Here is an 18,482-nt window from a genome sequence, read left to right on the forward strand (position 1 = left end):
CCGTTACGATGAGGACGTTGGGGTGCGACCATGGGTGTGATTCAAGGTCCGGTGCGGGTGCGGTTTGCGCCCAGTCCAACCGGTTATCTCCATATTGGCGGTGTGCGCACGGCGCTGTTCAACTGGCTGTTTGCGCGTCACTATGGCGGGCAGTTCATTCTCCGCATCGAAGATACCGATGAAAAGCGCTATGTGCCCGGTTCTGCCGACGACTTGATGGCATCGCTGCGCTGGGTGGGCATTGAATGGGACGAGGGTCCCGATATTGGCGGTCCGCACGCGCCATATGTGCAGTCGCTGCGCTACGAAGCCGGGATCTATCGCCCTTTCGTCGAGCAGTTGCTCGAAAGCGGGCATGCCTATCTGTCGTTCACCACCGAAGAGGAACTTGAGCGCATGCGCGCCGAGGCGCAGGCGCGCGGCGTCAAAGCCTTCCGCTTCCGTGGTCCCGAACGCGACTGGCCGCTCGACCGGCAGCGTGAGATGGCGGCGACCGGTCGCCCGTATACGGTGCGTTTGAAAACGCCTACCGAGGGTGTGACGGCATTTCGTGATCTGGTGCGCGGCGGTGAGCGTATTGAGTTCAAAAATGAGGAACTGTACGATATTGTGCTGGTCAAGTCGAGCGGGATGCCGGTCTATCATCTGGCGCATCTGGTCGATGATCATCTGATGCGGATGACGCATGTGTTGCGCAGCGATGAGTGGGTGGCGAGCACGCCGTACCACGTGCTGCTCTATCAGGCGTTCGGCTGGGATCCGCCGGCATTCGCCCATCTGCCGCCGATCCTGCGCCAGGATGGGCGTGGCAAACTGTCGAAGCGCACCGATGATGTTGCGGCGAATCGCTTTTGGGAACGCGGGTATCTGCCTGATGCCATGTTCAATTATCTGGCGCTCCAGGGGTGGAGTTACGATGGGTATACCGAGATCATGTCGCGTGAGGAGTTGATCGAGCGTTTCACGCTCGACCGGGTGCAACCGTCGCCGGCGCGCTGGAATCCGGAGAAACTGCTCGATATGAACGGCATCTACATCCGCCGGTTGACGACAGAGCAGTTGGTCGATGCCATGGCGCCGTTTCTGGCGCGCGCCGGTCTGATCGGCAATCCGCCGACTCCTGATGAGCGCGCGTATCTGCTGCAACTGGCGCCGTTGATCCACGAACGGTTGAAAGAGTTGGGAGAAGCGCCGGAATTGCTGGAGTTCTTCTTCCGTGATGTGACCGACTATGATCCGCAGGCGCTCATCCCGAAGAAGATGGATGCGTCAACAACGGTTGCTGCGCTTCAGGCTGCGCGCGATCGTCTGGCATCGCTCGAACCGTGGACCCATGATCGCCTTGAAGCGGAGTTGCGCGCGTTGGGTGAAGAATTGGGCTTGAAGCCGGGGCAGTTGTTCGGCGCTCTTCGCGTGGCTGCGACGGGGCGAACCGTGGCGCCGCCGCTCTTCGATACGCTGGCTGCGCTCGGCAAGCCGCGCACGCTCCGGCGTCTGGAAGCCGCAATTTCCGTCCTGGCAGCGGCGCATGCGGAAGTGAAAGGTCAGTCGTGAAAGTGCGCCTGGAAGTCGTTGCGCTGTTCGTTTAACGCCTGTTCGAGCTGCGCCCGGTTGATCAATCCCATCTCGTAGGCGATCTGTCCGAATGGCAACGTCACGCCGCTCGACTGCATATCCCGCTGGCGCTGGACGACCCGCGCCACCTGCTCTGGCGTGAGAATGCCGCGCCGGACGAAATACTCCCCTAGCCGGGGAACGCTCTGTGTCTGCGTCTCAGCGGCTGTGCCAAGCGCGCGCTCTTCCAACTCCTCGTATGAGATTCGATAGGTCGTGCCGCCCAGCGTCAACTGGTCGCCGGGGTTGAGGCGACTCTGCCCGCTCACCGGCGCGCCGTTGAGTGAAATGCCGCCAGGCGCGAGCGGAACAATGAACCAGCGGTCGAACATCTGGCGTATCTCGGCATGACGCGGTTGGAGATGGCGATCATTGAGCGTCACATTGCACTGTGGTCCGCTGCCGATGGTGTTGACGCGCTCGCTGACGGTGTAGCGTCTGCCGATCTGAGTGCCGGTGATGGCGGTAAGGACGAGCGCTTTGACCATCGCTTTCTCCTTGCGATCAATGCACCAGACGCGACGCCGCCTGACCGATGGCGGATGCGTCTGGCGGATACGATTGGGGACATGCGCTGTCAATGCCCGTCGTGACTGGATCGCGCGGTGAAAAGCGGCGGTGCATTGGTGATGCATCCTGGTCGTGTTCGGTATATCACGCTCCTTAAATGTTGTCAAGAGGCGCCAGATAACGAACTTTTCATTTCTGGCAGGCATGCTATACTTGGGTGTCGCTCCTGGGATACCCGGAGCGCGTCTCACGTTCGACGCAGGCGCTCTTCGGGCGCAGCAACACGAATGACAGGTGATCGGTATGACAGCAGGCGAGCCGCTTCAACGTGTGCGCATTTATCTTAGCGAACGCGACAGCGCCGAGGGTCAACCACTCTATCTCATCGCGCTCGACCGGTTACGGCGCGAAGGTGCATCGGGCGCCACGGCGCTGCGCGGCATCGCCGGGTTTGGCGCCGGGCATCGCTTGCGCACTGCTGGCATCGCCGATTTCGGTCAGCAAACACCGATCATTATCGAATGGCTCGACCGCGCTGAGCGTGTGGCGCGTGTGCTGCCCGCCCTCGATGAACTGCTTGGCGAGGCGCTGATTACAATTGAGGACATCAGGGCGTATCGTGCCGCGCTGCGTTCAGGCGGTCCGTTTGGCAGTCGCTCGATTGCCGATGTGGCGCGAGGCGATATTATGACGGTTCCGCCGGACTTGCCACTCGCGGCAGCCCTTGATCGCCTGGCGCGCGCGCGCCAGCCATTGCTCGCGGTCGTCGATGGACAGCGATTGACCGGCATCCTTGTTCCCGAAGATGCGGGGCGCTTCGGCGTGATGCCGCTCGAGGCGTTGGCGGAGCTCGATGATGCCGAGCGTTCTGCGTCGCTGGCGCGTCTTGCTCTGCGCCCTGTGCGCGATGCCATGCGTGAGCCGCGCGCGATCTATATCGAATCCCCTCTTGCCCATACCGTCAATCTGCTCATCGAATGGGGTCTCGATGCGCTTCCGGTGACCGACAACGAAGGTCGTCTGGTCGGGGTCTTTGGGGTCGATCAGGCGCTGCGCGCGGCGCTCGATGGAGAACGCGCCTCAGGGCATGTGCGCAATGCCGAACCGCCGCCGCCGGTCAGTCTGATCATGCAGATGCTGGTGCCCACAGCGTCCGCCGGTGCTGATGCCGCTGCCGTCCTGCTTCAGACGCTTCAGTCTGCCGCGCGGACGGTCGTGCTGATGAATGGCTTTTACCCAACCGGCGTTGTGTCAGTCTCCGAAGCCACGCGGCGCGTGCGTGAACCGTTGCGCTCCGCCTGGATCGCAGCGCTCATGGGTGATCGGTCGCCGCTTGCCACACTTGCTGCCGCTTCATCCAGCGGGACGACTGCTGACGATCTCGCGGCGGCGCCGGCATTGATCCCATCGCACGCCAGCGAGTACGATGCCATTCGCATCCTGATCGAGGGCGAGAAGCAGTATCTGGTGGTGGTCGACAGCGAAGGAAGACTGGCGGGCATGGTCACCCGCCGTGGTCTGCTGCGCGCCCTGGCGCAGGAAGGGTAAAGTTCCCGCTTCTCCGTTCTCTCGTCACATCCGTCGATTGAGGACGAATTCGCCGATCTCGATCAGAGCGCGGCGCGCCGGTGTTGGCGCAAACAGCGTCAGTTGCTGATTGGCGCGTTCGATCAACCTGCGCGCCTCTTCCATCGCGCGGTCGGCGCCGCCGCTGGCAATGACCGCCGCCACAATCTGCGGCACGCGCGCCGGTTCTGGTCGTTGCCCATTGGCAATGGCGAGCAGGAGCGGATGACGACTCTGCGCCACGGCATACATCAGTGGCAGCGTCAGCGTTCCCTCGCGCAAGTCGTTGCCGGCCGGCTTGCCGAGCGCCGTTTCGTCGCCAGTATAGTCGAGCACATCATCGACGATCTGGAATGCCAGCCCCAGGTCGTAGCCGAAACGACCCAGCGTCTCGATCTGGGCATCGTCTCCGCCGGCAACGGCGATTCCCGCTTTGCACGCCGCCTCGAACAGCACGGCTGTCTTGCAGCCAATCTTGCGGTAGTACTGTTCCACCGCAATCGCCAGCGGCTCGATCTGGGTCACCGGATTCAGTTCCCCTTCGACCATCGTCTGCGCCGCCGACGTGTAAAATGCGATGATCCGCGGGTCGGGCTCGGCGGCCAGTTCGTTCGCCGCCAGCGCGAAGAAATAATCGCCCAGCAACAACGCAACGTCGGCGTCCCAGCGCGAGTGGACCGTGACATGCCCGCGACGTTGCCCGGCGTGATCGACCAGATCGTCGTGGATCAACGAGGCGGCATGCAGGAGTTCGATGGCAATCGCCGGATGCAATGCCCGACTCGGGTCGTACATCCCAAGCCGCGCGCAGAGCAGCACGAGGGCGGCGCGCAACCGCTTGCCGCCAGCGGCGACGGTGTACGTGCCGGCAGCCGTCAGCAGCGGAGCGCGCGAAATGGTGCGCGCCAGCATCTGGCGCTCAACGTCCGCCATATCGTTGAGCAGGTCGGCGCGACGAAGGATGTCTCCCAAACCGGTCGGCATCGTGCGCGTCGTCGCAGCCGGTTCGTTCAACCGCTGCTCAGGCACGCCGAGGTGCAAAGGGGAATGTGCCATTACGCGCACCTTTCTATGCGGCGCCTGTGATTGTGAAATACATAACAATTATAGCGCCCTCGATCGAGAGATGTCAACCACGATATTTTGCACAGATTTTGTTCATGTTTGCACACCTTTTGCATAGTATTATACCACGCGAGCGCGAGTTCAGGGGGCGCCGTCATCTTTTCTTTCCACCTTCGCCCTTCTCACCGGTCCGCCTGCCGGGGGCGCGCGGGTGCGTCCGCGTGGGTGGGTGCGTCCCGAGTTCAACCTTTACAGCGCCTTCTGGTTCTCGCGTGCGACTTCGAGCCGGCCAAGGTGACACGCCTCGCTCAGGCTCACGAGATAGGGCAGATCGTCGCCGTATTCGACGACGCTGATGCTGGCATTGGTCACCCAAATGCGGTTGATCCGGTCCATATTCATCCCAAGCGCATCGGCGACCAGAATCTTCACCACGACGTCGTGGGTCGAAACCAGCACGGTGCGTTCATGATACTCACGGAGCAACCATTCTTTGAAGTCGAGCACGCGCTTGAGGACATTGCTGAAACTTTCACCTCCCGGCATTTGCGCGCGCGTTGGATGCTGGCGCCATTCGCGCAACCCCTCGCTGTAGCGCTCAATCACCTCGTCCACCAGCAGACCCTGCCACTCGCCGTGGTGAATTTCGAGCAGTGCCGATGAGGTGAGCAACGGCACATTCGGATGGTAGCGCGCGATCGCTTCGGCGGTCCGCGCTGCGCGTTGCAATGGGCTGGTGAAGATGGCGTCGAGCGGTTCGTTGCGCAGGCGTTCGGCAAGCGCTTCCGCCTGGCGCAGTCCGAGTTCGGAAAGCGGCGCGTCCATCTGCCCCTGGTAGCGACCTTCGCGGTTCCACACGCTCTCGCCGTGGCGGATGATGATCAGGCGCATGGGCATCTCCTCTGACATGATCCGGCAATCGTTCGCCGTTCAGCATAATCTTGCGCTATGATACAGGCGTCAGGCATTATATCAGTTCTGCATACCGGGTGATGAGCGACCGGTTCACGAGAGTTTTCGCTGCCTATGAAAGTTGAACGTCGACCATCGATTGAAACGACGGCACAAACGCCGCTGGGACGATTGCGCGCTGCGCTCGACAGCGCCGAAGGCGTGGCAGTCAGCGCGGGTATGTCTGCGGACGATGCCGTATCATTTTTGCGCGCCTGCGACATGATCGAGCAGTGCATCAGCGAAGTCGGCGCAGATGCCGACATTCGTCCTGAGACGAACCGTGCCGATTTTGTGCGCGAACGCCTGCGGGTGAATGCCGAAGCGATCGTTCGGGTCATCCGGCGCGCTGATCGGGTCGGTGAGGTCGAAACCTGTCGATCCTGGGTGCGTGCCCTGGCAATTGCGTCGGATCGGCGCGCTCGCCGCGTTCGCCGACTGGCGGTCATGGGGATCGGCGCTGCGGCGTTGATTGCTGCGCTGCTGCTGCTGCCGGTGATCGTTCCTGCACAACCGGCGCCTGCCATCGGTGCGATCAGTCGCCTGCTTGCGAATGAGGGCGCGTCCGCAGCGCTCGACCTGGCGCGTGCTGAGTATGAGCGTTTCCCCAATGATCCTGAGGTGGCGCTCTGGCGCGGCGTGCTCGAATTGCGCGCCGGCGATCCGGCGGCAGCGGAGAACCTGTTTGAGCAGGCGCGACAGCAGGCTGCCGGTGAGATCGGTTTTCTCTTCGAGCGCGGTACGCTGCTGATCCAGGTTGGGTTGCTCGACGCCGCCGAAACAGACGCCGCTGCGCTCATTGCGCGACCTGATGCGCAGGCGGAGGGATACCTGTTGCTCGGCAGCGTCCGTGAAGCGCGCGGTGATCGCAATGGCGCGATTGCCGCCTTTCAGCAGGCGGCGGATCGTGCCGCTGCCGCCGATAAGCCGCACCTCGAAGTCATTGCCAAAACACGCCTCGGCATGGTCTTGCAGGCGCTGCCGGCGGCGCCTGCACCGGAGCGGTAGGCGCTTCAGGCACGAGGCAAGAGCGCTCCGGGGTTCAAACCCTTAGCGAACGGTCAGCGGCAGAAAGACGGTGTAGTCCGCAGGCGCTGCGGGCGCCGGCGACGCAAGCGCGAAATCTTGTCCGCTTATGTCGCCGGTGACGGTAACTGTGCGGTTTGCGGGTGTAAATGTGTCGCTGCCATGCGACGGCGTGAGCGTGTACGTCCCGGCTGGAATGTTGCGCAGGGTAAAGACGCCGCTCCCATCGGTGACAACGCTGCGCGCGCCATCGGAGACGGTCACGCCGCCGATGCCATTGCCGGCGCTGTCGGTGATCCGTCCACTCACGGTGTAGGGTGCAGGGATCGCCGTGAAATCCTGCCCGCTCAGATGGCGGTCGACCGTGAGCGAGCGGCTTGACGGGCTAAAGGCATAGCCGTTGCGGGTAGCAACGAGTGTGGCGACGCCTGGCGGCACATTCGTCAGCGCATAGCGTCCCTGAGCATCGGTCATCACACTGCGCGCGCCGTCGGAGATGGTTACTCCGGCGACACCGTTCCCTGCGTTGTCGGTCACCTGCCCGTTGATGGAGCAGGAAGCGCATATCGCGGTGAAGTTTTGGTCGCTCAGATGGCGGTTAACCGTGATTGATCGCGCCGATGGCGTGAAGATGTAGTCGCTGTGCGATGGGGTCAGGGTGTATGTTCCCGGTGGAACGCTGATCAGGGTATAGAACCCCTGCGCGTTCGTTGTGGCGCTGCGCATCCCGTCGGAGATGGTCGCCCCTGCCACGCCATTGCCCGCGCTATCGACCACCCTGCCGCTGATGGTGCAGGAGGAGCACACCACCGTGAAATCCTGTCCGCCGACATCGCTGTTGACAACCACCCAGAGCGGGTTGGGGGTAAAGGTGTAGCCGCTCAGTGAAGCAGTGAGAGCATATGCGCCCGATAGCACGCCTTCGATCACGTAGTTTCCATTCGCATCAGTGACGGCGCTGCGCGTTCCGTCCGAGACGCGCGCGCCGGGCAGACCTTCGCCGAAACTGCCGGTTACTCGTCCGCTGATGCGGTAGGTTGCCAGCAGCGCAAAGTTCTGATTGCCGGCATTTTTCCCGTTCCCAACTGTCACGGTTCGTGTTGCGGGCGAGAAGGCGGCGTTGCTGCGCGATGGAGTGAGGGTGTACGTTCCCGGCGATACGTTCTTCAATACATACACGCCATACTGATCGGTAATGGCGCTGCGTGAACCGTCCGAGACGCTGACGCCAGCGGTTCCATGCCACTGCTCCCGCACACGACCGGAGATAGCATATGCGCCTGGTTCCAGTCGGTCGTAGTATACATAATCGATCCACTGACCAAGACCCGATATGCCGTAACCAATCCACATATATCCGTTCTCGCCCCATGTCGCCCCCCACGAGTTGCGCAGTCGCCACGCCCCCCTGGTTCCTTTGCTGTCGTCCCAACCCACCAGCACGACGGCATGGTTGATGCTGCCGTTGCACGCGGCGGATTCGTCGGTCTCGAACACGCCGGATCGGTGCCACATAAAACGCGACCCGGCGCACACATACGCGGATACCGGACCATGCTCGCGGATGATGCGTTTGATCGTCGCCACATCGGCATTGAACAGCGAGTTCCACGCCAGCATGCGCTCGTGATGCGGCAATGCGCGGGTAAGCGGCGCATCCTGCCCGGTATACGGCAGGTCGCTCTCGTACACGACGCCTGCTTCAGTCTGATGCGCGGGAGTCGCACCGATGAACAGATCATAGGCGGGCATGCCGCCGTCGCAGCCGCCGTGGGTCCCTGCCGACAGCAGGTACTGTTCGGAGAGGTCGCGCTCGACTCCATCGATGCGCTTGATCGCCGACTCGACGACGCCAGCAGTGGCGAATGCCCAGCAAGAGCCGCATCCGCCCTGATCCTTCACAGGAGTGCAGATTCCCTGCTCGCACCAGTTGAATGCCGCCGGCAACCCTTCGTCTGATCCCATCGCTACTGGCGGAAGCGACTGCGGCAGGGCGGCAGTCTGCGCGGATGGCGACGGAGCAGCGAATCGTCCAGTGGTCTCGACCTGGATGGTGAAGGTGCGCAGCGGAGCGGCTTGGCGCTCCCACGGACGACGGTAGACGAGGGTGAGGGTTTCGCTGCCGGCGCGCACCGGCGTGAATCTGAATGCCTGAACCATCGGCGCGCTCGTGGCGGCGGCGGACGAAGCGGACAGTGGCTCGAACACCGGATCGCTCGTCTGTAACAACGATGAAGGTTCTTTCAGTTCCCAGCCGTAGCCGGTTCCAGGTTGCCCTTCGAGTTTGACGATCAGGCGCTGCCCCTCGGCGACGGCGACGCTGGTTCCGTGGTGCGCCAGGGTGACAATAATGTCATTCGGTGATGATCGAACCGCCGATGGAAGGGTGAGCACCCCGGCGGCGATAATGACCAGGAATGTGCAGGCGCTGGCCAGTCTGCGGAAGAGTGCGACGATGAGCATACGGACGATCTTCCTGCTGGGACGAATCTGTGATGATGTGTCTGGCGGCGGTCACGCCTTCTTTTCAAGAATTATAGGAAGAGGGGCGGCAAAATGAAATTGAGGTAATTTTCCTGTTTTGCGGTAGTACTTCTGGATGCGTCTTGACCGGTTTAGTCGCGTGTGCTATACTGGCATTATCCAGGGAATATCGACCAGAATCGAAGTGCGTATCGCTCTTGCTGCCCGGTATGCGCCTGCCGCGAGCCGGGAGTGCGCCCTTTTGCGTCTTGCCGCAAAGCGCAGAACGGTTGCCTCCCCTGGGCGTGTGGGCTGTGCCTGCACAGGATGCCGGGCGCGCAGGCAATCTGCCCACGCAGTGTGGGGGGGTATCGGTCCGCATCCGAGAACGTTCAGTTGCCTTCCGGGAGCACTGTCCGCTCGCCGGTTTTGCTCCAGGAAGGTGTGAAGGGTTGCGGTTGCCTGGTGCCTGTGGGCGTAGGGTGTTGGCAAGACGCGGAAAACGCGCCGATTCGATCTGGGCGTTGTGTTCCCGCACTACTCGTGTGAGCAAAGGAGCTATGGATGAGCCACCATCGTCATCGTCGCGGGACCGTGCTGTTGGCGCTGATCGGCATGCTGCTCACGGTCGTTGCACTCCCCGGCGCGCTACCCGTCGCGCGCGCCTCCGACACCCCTGATCCGTCGTCCGTTACCATTGCCGGAAGTTTTCAAAGCGAACTGGGTTGTCCAGGCGACTGGCAGCCGGAATGCGCCATCACCCGCCTGGTCTACGATGCCGCCGATCAGGTCTGGCAGGCGACGTTCACCATCCCTGCCGGAACCTGGGAGTACAAAGCCGCGCTGAATGGGTCGTGGGACGAAAACTATGGCGCGAATGCGCAACGCAACGGCGCGAATATTCCGCTCACGCTGAGTGCTGCGGCATCCGTCAGGTTCTACTACGACCATGAGACGCACTGGGTTGTCAGCGACCGCAACACGCGCATTGTGACGGCGCCGGGCAATTACCAGAGCGAATTGGGTTGCCCGGGCGACTGGCAGCCCGATTGTTTGCGCTCCTGGTTGCAAGACCCGAACGGCGACGAGGTGTTCGTCAGAACCGTCACCGGACTGCCTGCCGGAAACTATGAGTTCAAGATTGCCATTCATGAGAGTTGGAGCGAAAATTATGGCGCCGGCGGCGCACCCGGCGGCGCGAACATCCCCTTCACCGTGCCTGCGCCCGGCTATCGGGTGACGTTTACCTTCGTCTCTGCGACGAACACTCCTTCCGTTGCGGTCGTCAGCGCCGGAGCACAGCCGGATAACAATGTCGAATGGGACGGGGTGCGCCACGACTCGCGCGACCCGCTCTACCGCGCGCCGGGAGGGGCGGTTCCAGCCGGGACGCCGGTCACCATCCGCCTCCGAACGTTCCACAATGATGTCACGTCGGTGCGGCTGCGGGTATACGACTTGAATGCCAGCACGCAGCGTTTCTACGACATGGCGCCGGCCGCGACCGATGTAGACTGCTATGAGGCGAGTCTGGCGGGCAAGACATGCGATTTCTGGGAGGTGATGCTCACTCAGGCAGCGCCGAATAACCTGTGGTATCGCTTCATTGTTACCGACGGAACCGACACCGACTACTACGACGACAATACCCCGGCGCTCGATGGCGGTTTAGGCGCGATGACCGATGAGCAGGAAGATCACAGCTGGGCGCTGATGTTCTACGATCCGGCGTTTACTGTGCCGGAGTGGGCGACGAGTGCGGTGATCTACCAGATTTTCCCGGATCGCTTCCGCAACGGCGACCCGCGCAACGATCCGCGCACCGGCGATAGCCGGTATGACGACCCGGTTATCGCGTTGCCGTGGGGTGAACTGCCCGAAGGGCACTGCCGCAACTACAGCGATGCTGCGACGAATTGCCCCTGGCGCTTCGACGATACACCGCCCTCCTGGAGTCCGACGAAGGAGGGTCCGCGCGGACGGGACTACTACGGCGGCGACCTGCGTGGTGTGATCAGTCGCCTTGACTATCTCAAGAACCTGGGTGTGACGGTCATCTATTTCAACCCGATCTTCCACGCGAAATCGAACCACCGCTACGATACCTACGACTACTTCCGCATCGACCCGGCGCTCGGCACACTCGCCGACTTCCGGCGTCTGGTGCGCGAAGCGGAGCGGCGCGGCATTCGTGTGATCGTCGATAGCGTGTTTAATCATATGTCGTCGGACAGCCCACAGTTCGACCGTTACGGATACTACGCCTCGCTCGGCGCATGTGAATCGGCCGCATCGCCCTACCGCGACTGGTTCCGCTTCCGTCGTCCCGGACCGGGCGAGCCGTCGCCGTGCGCTCCCTCGACACCCGGCGGCGATGACACGTACTATGTCGGATGGTTCGGGTTCGACAGCATTCCCGAAATTCGCAAGGAACATCCGGCAGTGCTGAACTATTTCGTGACCGGATCGAACAGTGTGTCGCGCTACTGGCTGCGCCAGGGTGCGAGCGGCTGGCGCCTCGACGTAATGGGTGACCCGTCGTTCCCGCCCGATTACTGGCCCACGTTCCGCCGCGTTGTGCGCGAGACGCGCCACGATGCGCTGATCATCGGCGAACTGTGGCAGAAGGACAGCACATTGCTGCGGCACCTGCGCGGCGACACAGCGGACACAACGATGAATTACCGCCTGCGCGATGCGATCATTGGGCTGCTGACGCCGGGACCGTTCGACTCGAAGGGGTTCGCCGACAGTGGACGCCCGATTGCGCCGTCGGAATTCGCTCATCGCATCAGTTCCATCCGCGAAGACTATCCCGACGCCGCGTATCTGACGTTGATGAACCTGGTGGGCAGCCACGACACCGAGCGCATTCTGTGGACGCTGACGCCAGGCGCCGAGACGCGCGCCGACAAGGAGTTCAACGCCGCCAATCTGGCGAACGGCAAGCAGCGGCTGCGTATTGCGTCGCTCATTCAGTTCACCATGCCCGGCGCGCCAACGATCTACTACGGCGATGAAGTCGGTGTCACCGGCGATGACGATCCCGACGACCGACGCACGTATCCGTGGGTCGAGACCGGCGGCAACCCGGATCGGGCGCTGCTGCGCCACTACCGCGATCTGGCGCGCATTCGCCATCATTACCGTTCGCTGCGCGCCGGCGATCTGCGCTTCCTGCTGGCAGACGATACCGCCGGCACGGTGGCGTATTCGCGCATCAGTGGCGACGATGCGGCCATTGTTGCCATCAACCGCAGTTCGCAGCCACGCACCGTTGACATTCCGGTTTCCGGCGTCATTCCTGACGGCACAGCGTTCTTCCCCTCCTACTGCGTTGCCAATGACCAGTTGAAGGACTGGCTGCATGTCGAGAACGGTCGGCTACGGGTGACGCTCAACCCGATGAGCGCTGTGCTGCTGACCAGTTACCTGGCGGATCTGACGCCGCCGGCGTCTCCGGCAAACCTGTGGGTGACGGACGAGGGCGACGGGCAGGTGAGCCTGACGTGGAACGGCGTTCCCGGCGCTGCGGGGTACAACCTCTATCGCAGCCCATTGAGCGGCGGCGGGTTCGTGAAGGTCAACGACGCGCCGCTGACGGCGATTGTCTACACCGACACAGGGTTGCGCAACGCGCGCGACTACTTCTATGTCGTGACTGCGGTCGATGAGAAAGGGAACGAAAGCGCCGTCTCGAACGAAGTGCGCGCTATGCCGCGCCTCCAGATCGGATGGGCGAACCTGCAATGGCCCCCATCGATCACCCACACCATCAGCGCCATCAACCGCACCCCGCTGATCTTCGGTCAGGTCTGGATCAACGGCGTTACCAACCGTCCGGGAGCAACGGAAGGGCTGCGCGCGCAACTCGGCTACGGACCACGCGACAGCGACCCGGCGGGCAACCCCGCCTGGACGTGGATCGAGGCGGAGTTCAATGTCGATGCCGGCAACAACGATGAATTCAAAGCCAGCCTGCTGCCGGATCAGACCGGTGCGTTCGATTATGCCTATCGCTACAGCACAACGAACGGGCGCTCCTGGGTCTATGCCGATCTTGACGGCATCGGCAACGGCTACACCCCATCGCAGGCAGGCAAACTGACGGTTGTCGCCAGTAGTGACACCACCCCGCCGGTGGTCCCGACCGGACTGACGGTGGTGACCGCCTCGCCGACCGGCATTGCGCTGCGCTGGAACGCAGTCACCGGCGACCCGACGCTCTACGGCTACGAAGTGCGGCGCAGCAGCGTCTCCGGCGGACCGTACACCACGATTGCGACGATCACCGGCGCGGAGTACACCGACACGTCGATCATCCAAGGGGCGACCTACTACTACGTCGTGCGCGCGGTGGACACATCGTTCAACCGGTCCGGCGAATCCGCCGAAGTTGCGGCGACTGCCGAGTTGCGGACGGTGAGCGTTACCTTCACCGTGACCGTTCCGGCAACGACACCGGCAGGCAGCACAGTCTATATCGCCGGGTTCCTTGATCGACTCGACGGCAACCTGCCGCAGTGGAACCCCGGCGGCGTCGCGCTGACGCAGATCGGACCGAACCGGTGGTCGATCACGCTCACCGGCAAGGAAACAACCCAGATCGAGTACAAGTACACCCTGGGTTCGTGGGATTACGTCGAAAAGGGTGCGGCGTGCGACGAGATCGCCAATCGCCAGTTGACCCTGAGTTACGGCGTGGATGGCACGCAAGTCGTGAACGACAGCGTACCGAACTGGCGCAATGTGGCGCCGTGCGGGAATTGACTGCTCACCTCCTCACTCCCGACCCCTCTCCCTGCACGCGGGGAGAGGGGAGGACCTCTCAGGTGGAGAGTTTTTCAGGCACGAGGAATAGGGAACCAGCGCAGAACGGACAGCCGCTGCGATTGATCGCGCCGCTTACGTCAGAAGGATCGCCCCCGACGTGTTGTGCGATGGCGGCGCACAGCCATGAGCGCAAGCGATACACCGGTCTAATGCGGTTTCTGCGGGACACCCTTCGCGCCCCAACGCGCTCACGCCATGCAGGTGTATCGGCGCACCACTAAGACACCAAGACACAAAGGAACATATCGGCGCCTTCGCATTTGAGATGATGACGCTGCACAGGAACTAACCCCTTGGATCTAACGATACACGCCCCTACCTGGAATCCATCGCCGGGGCTGCGTGTTGCTCGGATCGCCTCGCTGCGCACATGCGGCGCTGCGGCGGTCATGGTCTCCGCACCGGCTCGGAACTGAAGGCGTCCGGCTGCGCCGCCGCCAGCGCCTTCCAGAGGGTAACCGACACACCCCTCTGTCAGACAGAACCTGGGCACAACGTGGAACGACCCGGAGGTGATTACGGTTCTGTAATCGCCTTACCGGCATCTTCGGGAAAGCTATACACGGCAATCCCTAAACGTTCGGCCACCTTCCGCGCTGCCGGGTCGACCATCGGCGAAATCACAATAAGTCGCTGTGCTGTCCGGCCATGGCGTTGTTGATACCAACGAGCCTTGCGTTCAAACAAATACATGTCCGCTTTGCTCATTGAAGATTTAATCTCACAAATCAGCAAAACGCCATTTTTAATGATCAGATCGAGTTCAACCTGTTCGGGACGACCAAACACCTCCCCACTATCATCATATTCATTGACATGAATCACCTCAAGCGGGAAGAAATCGGTCAAAATGCCTTGGAGTGCACTCCGAAACGAGTGTTCGGACGACAATCCCCAGCGTGCGCCTAAGGCGCCTATGGTCGAATCAAACCGACGATTCAGGACGTCTGTTCTCTGGATCAGTTCGCGAATCTCACGTTGATTTTCTTCCCATCGCCGATTTTGCTCCTCCCACTTCCGGTTTTGCTCGTCCCACAGTCCTACTTGTTCGTCCCACTTCCGATTTTGCTCGTCCCACAGTCGTACTTGCTCGTCCCACTTCCGATTTTGCTCGTCCCACAGTCGTACTTGCTCGTCCCACTTCCGATTTTGCTCGTCCCACAACCGCATTTGTTCTGCCCAACGTCGTGACTGCTCTTCGCGATCACGGCGTAGCTCGTCGAGCATTTGATCAAATCGACTCTCTGTTTCACGGCGGTCAGCAAAATATTGTTGCGACAGCCGCACAATCAAGCGCTGCAATTCTGGATCCCGCTCGAAGAGCGCCGGTAGTTCTTGCAAGATGAGGTCGCGTAGTTGTTCGCGATCGATTGACATACAATGCTACCCCCACAAGGGTCCGAAGATAAAAGGGTATGTGGATGATTATAGCATAGTGTTACCTCTTCCAGCAGCAGCCCCTGCGCCCAGGCGCGCCCGCTCACGTGCAACACATGCGGAAAGAGGCCCTGCTCCGCCACACGCGGCGACAGTTCACGACGGAGCGTGGCGAGGGTTGGCGGAACAAGGCGGGTAAGGAGAGTGGGAGCGTGGGCGTCATGGATGGCACGCGCCAGCCGCGCCCACTCGGCGCGCAGATCGAGGAGTGCAGGTGGGCGATTGTGGTCGCGCGGGTCGAAGACCGGCGCCGCCAGGATCGCCGCGACGCGCAGCATCTGCGCCGGGTCACACCCGGCGGAACGCGCCTGCGCCGCCGCCTGCCCGATCTGGATTACATTGTGCGAGCCGGTGATCAAAATGGAGTGCGTGGCATCGCCGCCGATATCGATGTGTCCCGGATTGCTCATTGGATATATGCCAGAATGATGACAGTCGGCAATTACGGACATCGTACTATGGTTCGGGCAGAGATTCAAGCGCTTGACCGGATTGGGGCAAAAACCATAGCCAATCGCCGGGGATCGGGGGCAACGGTGCGTGCTGCGGGCAGAGCGCGGGTGACGGTCGCCGGAGACGAGAGCCGCAACCTTTGGCGATGCGCATTCGTCACACAATGCAGGAAGAGTCGAATGAGAAAGGACGGTTCCCAATGGGTAGCCAGTTAGTGCGCAGCAAAAGCGACCGCATGATCGCGGGCGTGTGTGGTGGTCTTGCGCGTTACTTCAACATCGACCCGGTGATCGTGCGGTTGGTGTTTGTTCTGGCGGTGCTCTTCGGCGGCATCAGCCCGCTGGTGTACGTTATCCTGTGGATTGTGATGCCGGAAGAAGGGGCAGTTCCGGCGCCGCCGCAATTGAACCATCCCCGCCCTGTGGAAGAATGGAAATACGACCCGTACACCGGCGAACCGATCCGGCGCGAGTCGTGATGACCATAGCGCGCGCTCATATCGTTGGTGGTAGGCGTCGTGACGCGCGAGAGACGGAGTGCTTGCTCCGTCTCTCCGTTGCTGCGCCGTTGTCGTCGATCTGTCGTTGCTACGGCGTGGTTGCCGATGTCGGCGCGACAATCGCATCGTACAACACATGAAACTCCTGCTCGAATGCCGCCGTGATGGTCTCTGGATCGGGAACCAGCCCGGCGTCGGTAATCACACCGAGCGTCACCTGACCGCAGTAACTCATAATGCTGACCCCCATCCCCAACCGACCTGACTGCGGCACCCAGAACATCATGTTCTTGATCCGATTGCCCGCCAGGTAGAGTTGCTCCGTTGGACCGCGCACATTCGTCATCACTGCGGTCGCCTTGCTGCCGAACAGATTGACCGCCTGCTCCTCCACCTGCGCCGGCGTGCGCCCAAAGAAATTGAGCAGACCGTAGAAGACATACGCTTCGGGAGATCGTTTGAGCGCCTCCATTCGCTGCTTGACTTCGGCAAGGCGCACGACCGGACTCGGCGTGCCCAGCGGCAGCGAGAGAAACACCAGTCCGAACTCATTCCCCAGGTCGTGGGCGCGGGAGGGTGGCCGCAGATCGACCGGGATCACGGCGCGGATTTCCACTCCATCGGCGGATGCGCCGCGCCCGATGAGATAGTTGCGCAACGCCCCCGCCACTGCCGCCAGGAGCACGTCGTTGACTTTCGCCCCTGCGGTCTTCCCGATCTGCTTCACCTGCTCCAGTGGCGTCGGCGACGACCAGGCGACCCGTTTCTGCACCCCCAGTGGACCTTTGAAGAGCGTCTTTGTTTCGGGCGGCAGCAGCAGCACCCGGCTCAACGCCATCGCCCCGCTGGCTGCCTGCGCCGGCAGGTCGAGGAGATGCTCGGGATGTCGCAAGAATTCCATCCCTTCGTGAACCAGTTCGTCAGCCAGTTTGATCGAACCTTCAATTGTTGCTACGATTGGTTCCAGCAAAGGACCGAGGGTGTGGTTGTGGTTGGACTGCGGTCGCGGGAGTTCAATCGGCGCATCGGGCGTCTTGTCCATCAACCGATGCATCACCGTGTTCATGGCGGCGCCATCGCCGATGCAATGGTGGAACCGCATCACGACGGCTGAACCGCCAAGCACGTTCTCAACCAGGTGCACCTGCCAGAGTGGTTTGGTGTAGTCGAGCGGCGTGCTCGCCAGATCGCCAAGAAACTCCTGGAGGGTTGTCATGTCGCCGGGCGATGGCAGCGCCACCCGATGCACATGGGCGCGGATCGAGAAGTGGGGATCGGGTTCCCATCGGGGAGCGCTGAATGAACCACGCTGATCCGTCACGCGCATGCGGAAGCGCTCAAACGATAACAAGCGCGACTCGAACGTCTTGTAACAACGCTCGACATCAATTGGACCGTCGAGCAACGCCACGCCCGTCACCATCATCAGGTTCGTCGGGTCGTCCATATGCAACCAGGCGCTGTCAACGGCGCCGAGGGGATGGGAGTCCTGAGCCATCGTCCGACCTCCGTTATTCACCAGAACCGCTTCGGTGCGTTGATCGTACACGACCGACAGGAGCAGCGAAGGTGAGAAGTTGCCACAGAGCGGTAAAAGTTGACCATTGTCGAAGAGGAACGTCAATATGGTCTGGTGAGCGTCTATCTGTAATACCAATGACGATTGAAGATGCCGCATGCGTGTCATTCCGAGCCCTTCGCTTCGCTCAGGGTAAACGCAGCGAGGAATCCGAGCGGGTTCGCGCAAGACCCCTCGCGCTGCGCGGGGTGACCATGCCGGATGGTCACAGGTCATTGGTATAAGGGGGACATATGACACTGTTCAGCATCGTGCTTATCCCGATGGGAGTCATGTGCGTTGGCATGGGCATCAACGGCGTCATCTCCGTGCGACGCGCCCAACATGCAGTGCCTCATTTCCGGAGCCTGCCGGTGTCAACGGCGTCGGACATCCAGGCAGCCGCGGTAGGCGCCGGGGTGGTCGTCGCAGGCATTGTCAGCGCCAGCAATCCTGCACAACGGTACAATCTCGTCTTGTACGCAGACCAGATCAATGAGAGCGAAT

The 18,482-nt window shown here is 61.8% G+C and carries 12 protein-coding genes; 5 read left to right on the top strand and 7 right to left on the bottom strand.

Going from position 1 to position 18,482, the window contains the following annotated elements; all coding sequences use genetic code 11:
• Window positions 1-30 precede the first annotated feature (30 nt).
• The gene (gene gltX / locus RCAS_RS11960; RefSeq protein ID WP_012120827.1) at window positions 31-1,554 is read left to right on the top strand and encodes a glutamate--tRNA ligase; all 1,524 of its coding nucleotides are present in this window, start codon (window positions 31-33) and stop codon (window positions 1,552-1,554) included.
• On the opposite strand, the gene RCAS_RS11965 is transcribed toward gltX, so the two are convergent.
• A complete protein-coding gene (locus RCAS_RS11965) occupies window positions 1,545-2,102 on the bottom strand; it encodes an FHA domain-containing protein (RefSeq protein WP_012120828.1) in 558 nt (185 codons plus the stop codon). The two genes, gltX and RCAS_RS11965, sit on opposite strands and share 10 nt — an antisense overlap.
• A gap of 325 nt (window positions 2,103-2,427) precedes the next feature.
• Here RCAS_RS11965 and RCAS_RS11970 point away from each other — a divergent pair, with 325 nt between their 5' ends.
• A complete protein-coding gene (locus RCAS_RS11970) occupies window positions 2,428-3,672 on the top strand; it encodes a DUF190 domain-containing protein (RefSeq protein WP_012120829.1) in 1,245 nt (414 codons plus the stop codon).
• Between the two features lie 24 nt (window positions 3,673-3,696).
• On the opposite strand, the gene RCAS_RS11975 is transcribed toward RCAS_RS11970, so the two are convergent.
• Window positions 3,697-4,746, bottom strand: a complete 1,050-nt coding sequence (locus RCAS_RS11975) for a polyprenyl synthetase family protein (protein WP_012120830.1) — start codon at window positions 4,744-4,746, stop codon at window positions 3,697-3,699.
• 258 nt (window positions 4,747-5,004) lie between these two features.
• Complete coding sequence (locus RCAS_RS11980; RefSeq protein ID WP_012120831.1) at window positions 5,005-5,646, bottom strand: histidine phosphatase family protein; 642 nt, start codon at window positions 5,644-5,646, stop codon at window positions 5,005-5,007.
• Between the two features lie 135 nt (window positions 5,647-5,781).
• On the opposite strand from RCAS_RS11980, the gene RCAS_RS11985 reads away from it, so the two are divergent.
• The gene (locus RCAS_RS11985; protein WP_012120832.1) at window positions 5,782-6,714 is read left to right on the top strand and encodes a tetratricopeptide repeat protein; all 933 of its coding nucleotides are present in this window, start codon (window positions 5,782-5,784) and stop codon (window positions 6,712-6,714) included.
• Window positions 6,715-6,756: 42 nt separating this feature from the next.
• Here the strand turns inward: RCAS_RS11985 and RCAS_RS11990 are convergent, their stop codons facing one another.
• Entirely contained in the window at window positions 6,757-9,195 is a 2,439-nt protein-coding gene (locus tag RCAS_RS11990; protein ID WP_012120833.1) for a carboxypeptidase regulatory-like domain-containing protein, read from the bottom strand.
• Window positions 9,196-9,759: 564 nt separating this feature from the next.
• Between RCAS_RS11990 and RCAS_RS11995 the strand changes: the two genes are divergently transcribed.
• On the top strand, window positions 9,760-13,965 hold the full coding sequence (locus RCAS_RS11995; protein WP_012120834.1) for an alpha-amylase family glycosyl hydrolase: 4,206 nt from the start codon (window positions 9,760-9,762) through the stop codon (window positions 13,963-13,965).
• 579 nt (window positions 13,966-14,544) lie between these two features.
• On the opposite strand, the gene RCAS_RS12000 is transcribed toward RCAS_RS11995, so the two are convergent.
• Together RCAS_RS12000 and RCAS_RS25645 are read right to left on the bottom strand one after the other, a co-directional pair.
• Window positions 14,545-15,405, bottom strand: a complete 861-nt coding sequence (locus tag RCAS_RS12000; RefSeq protein WP_041330684.1) for a PD-(D/E)XK nuclease family protein — start codon at window positions 15,403-15,405, stop codon at window positions 14,545-14,547.
• Entirely contained in the window at window positions 15,318-15,875 is a 558-nt protein-coding gene (locus RCAS_RS25645; RefSeq protein WP_198135923.1) for a hypothetical protein, read from the bottom strand. Before RCAS_RS25645 ends, RCAS_RS12000 begins: the two co-directional genes overlap by 88 nt.
• A gap of 242 nt (window positions 15,876-16,117) precedes the next feature.
• Here RCAS_RS25645 and RCAS_RS12010 point away from each other — a divergent pair, with 242 nt between their 5' ends.
• Entirely contained in the window at window positions 16,118-16,396 is a 279-nt protein-coding gene (locus RCAS_RS12010) for a PspC domain-containing protein (RefSeq protein ID WP_012120837.1), read from the top strand.
• A 109-nt stretch (window positions 16,397-16,505) separates the two neighbouring features.
• On the opposite strand, the gene RCAS_RS12015 is transcribed toward RCAS_RS12010, so the two are convergent.
• A complete protein-coding gene (locus tag RCAS_RS12015) occupies window positions 16,506-18,041 on the bottom strand; it encodes a WS/DGAT/MGAT family O-acyltransferase (protein WP_232280001.1) in 1,536 nt (511 codons plus the stop codon).
• Window positions 18,042-18,482 lie beyond the last annotated feature (441 nt).

Source organism: Roseiflexus castenholzii DSM 13941, from assembly GCF_000017805.1.
In the GTDB taxonomy this organism is placed as follows: domain Bacteria; phylum Chloroflexota; class Chloroflexia; order Chloroflexales; family Roseiflexaceae; genus Roseiflexus; species Roseiflexus castenholzii.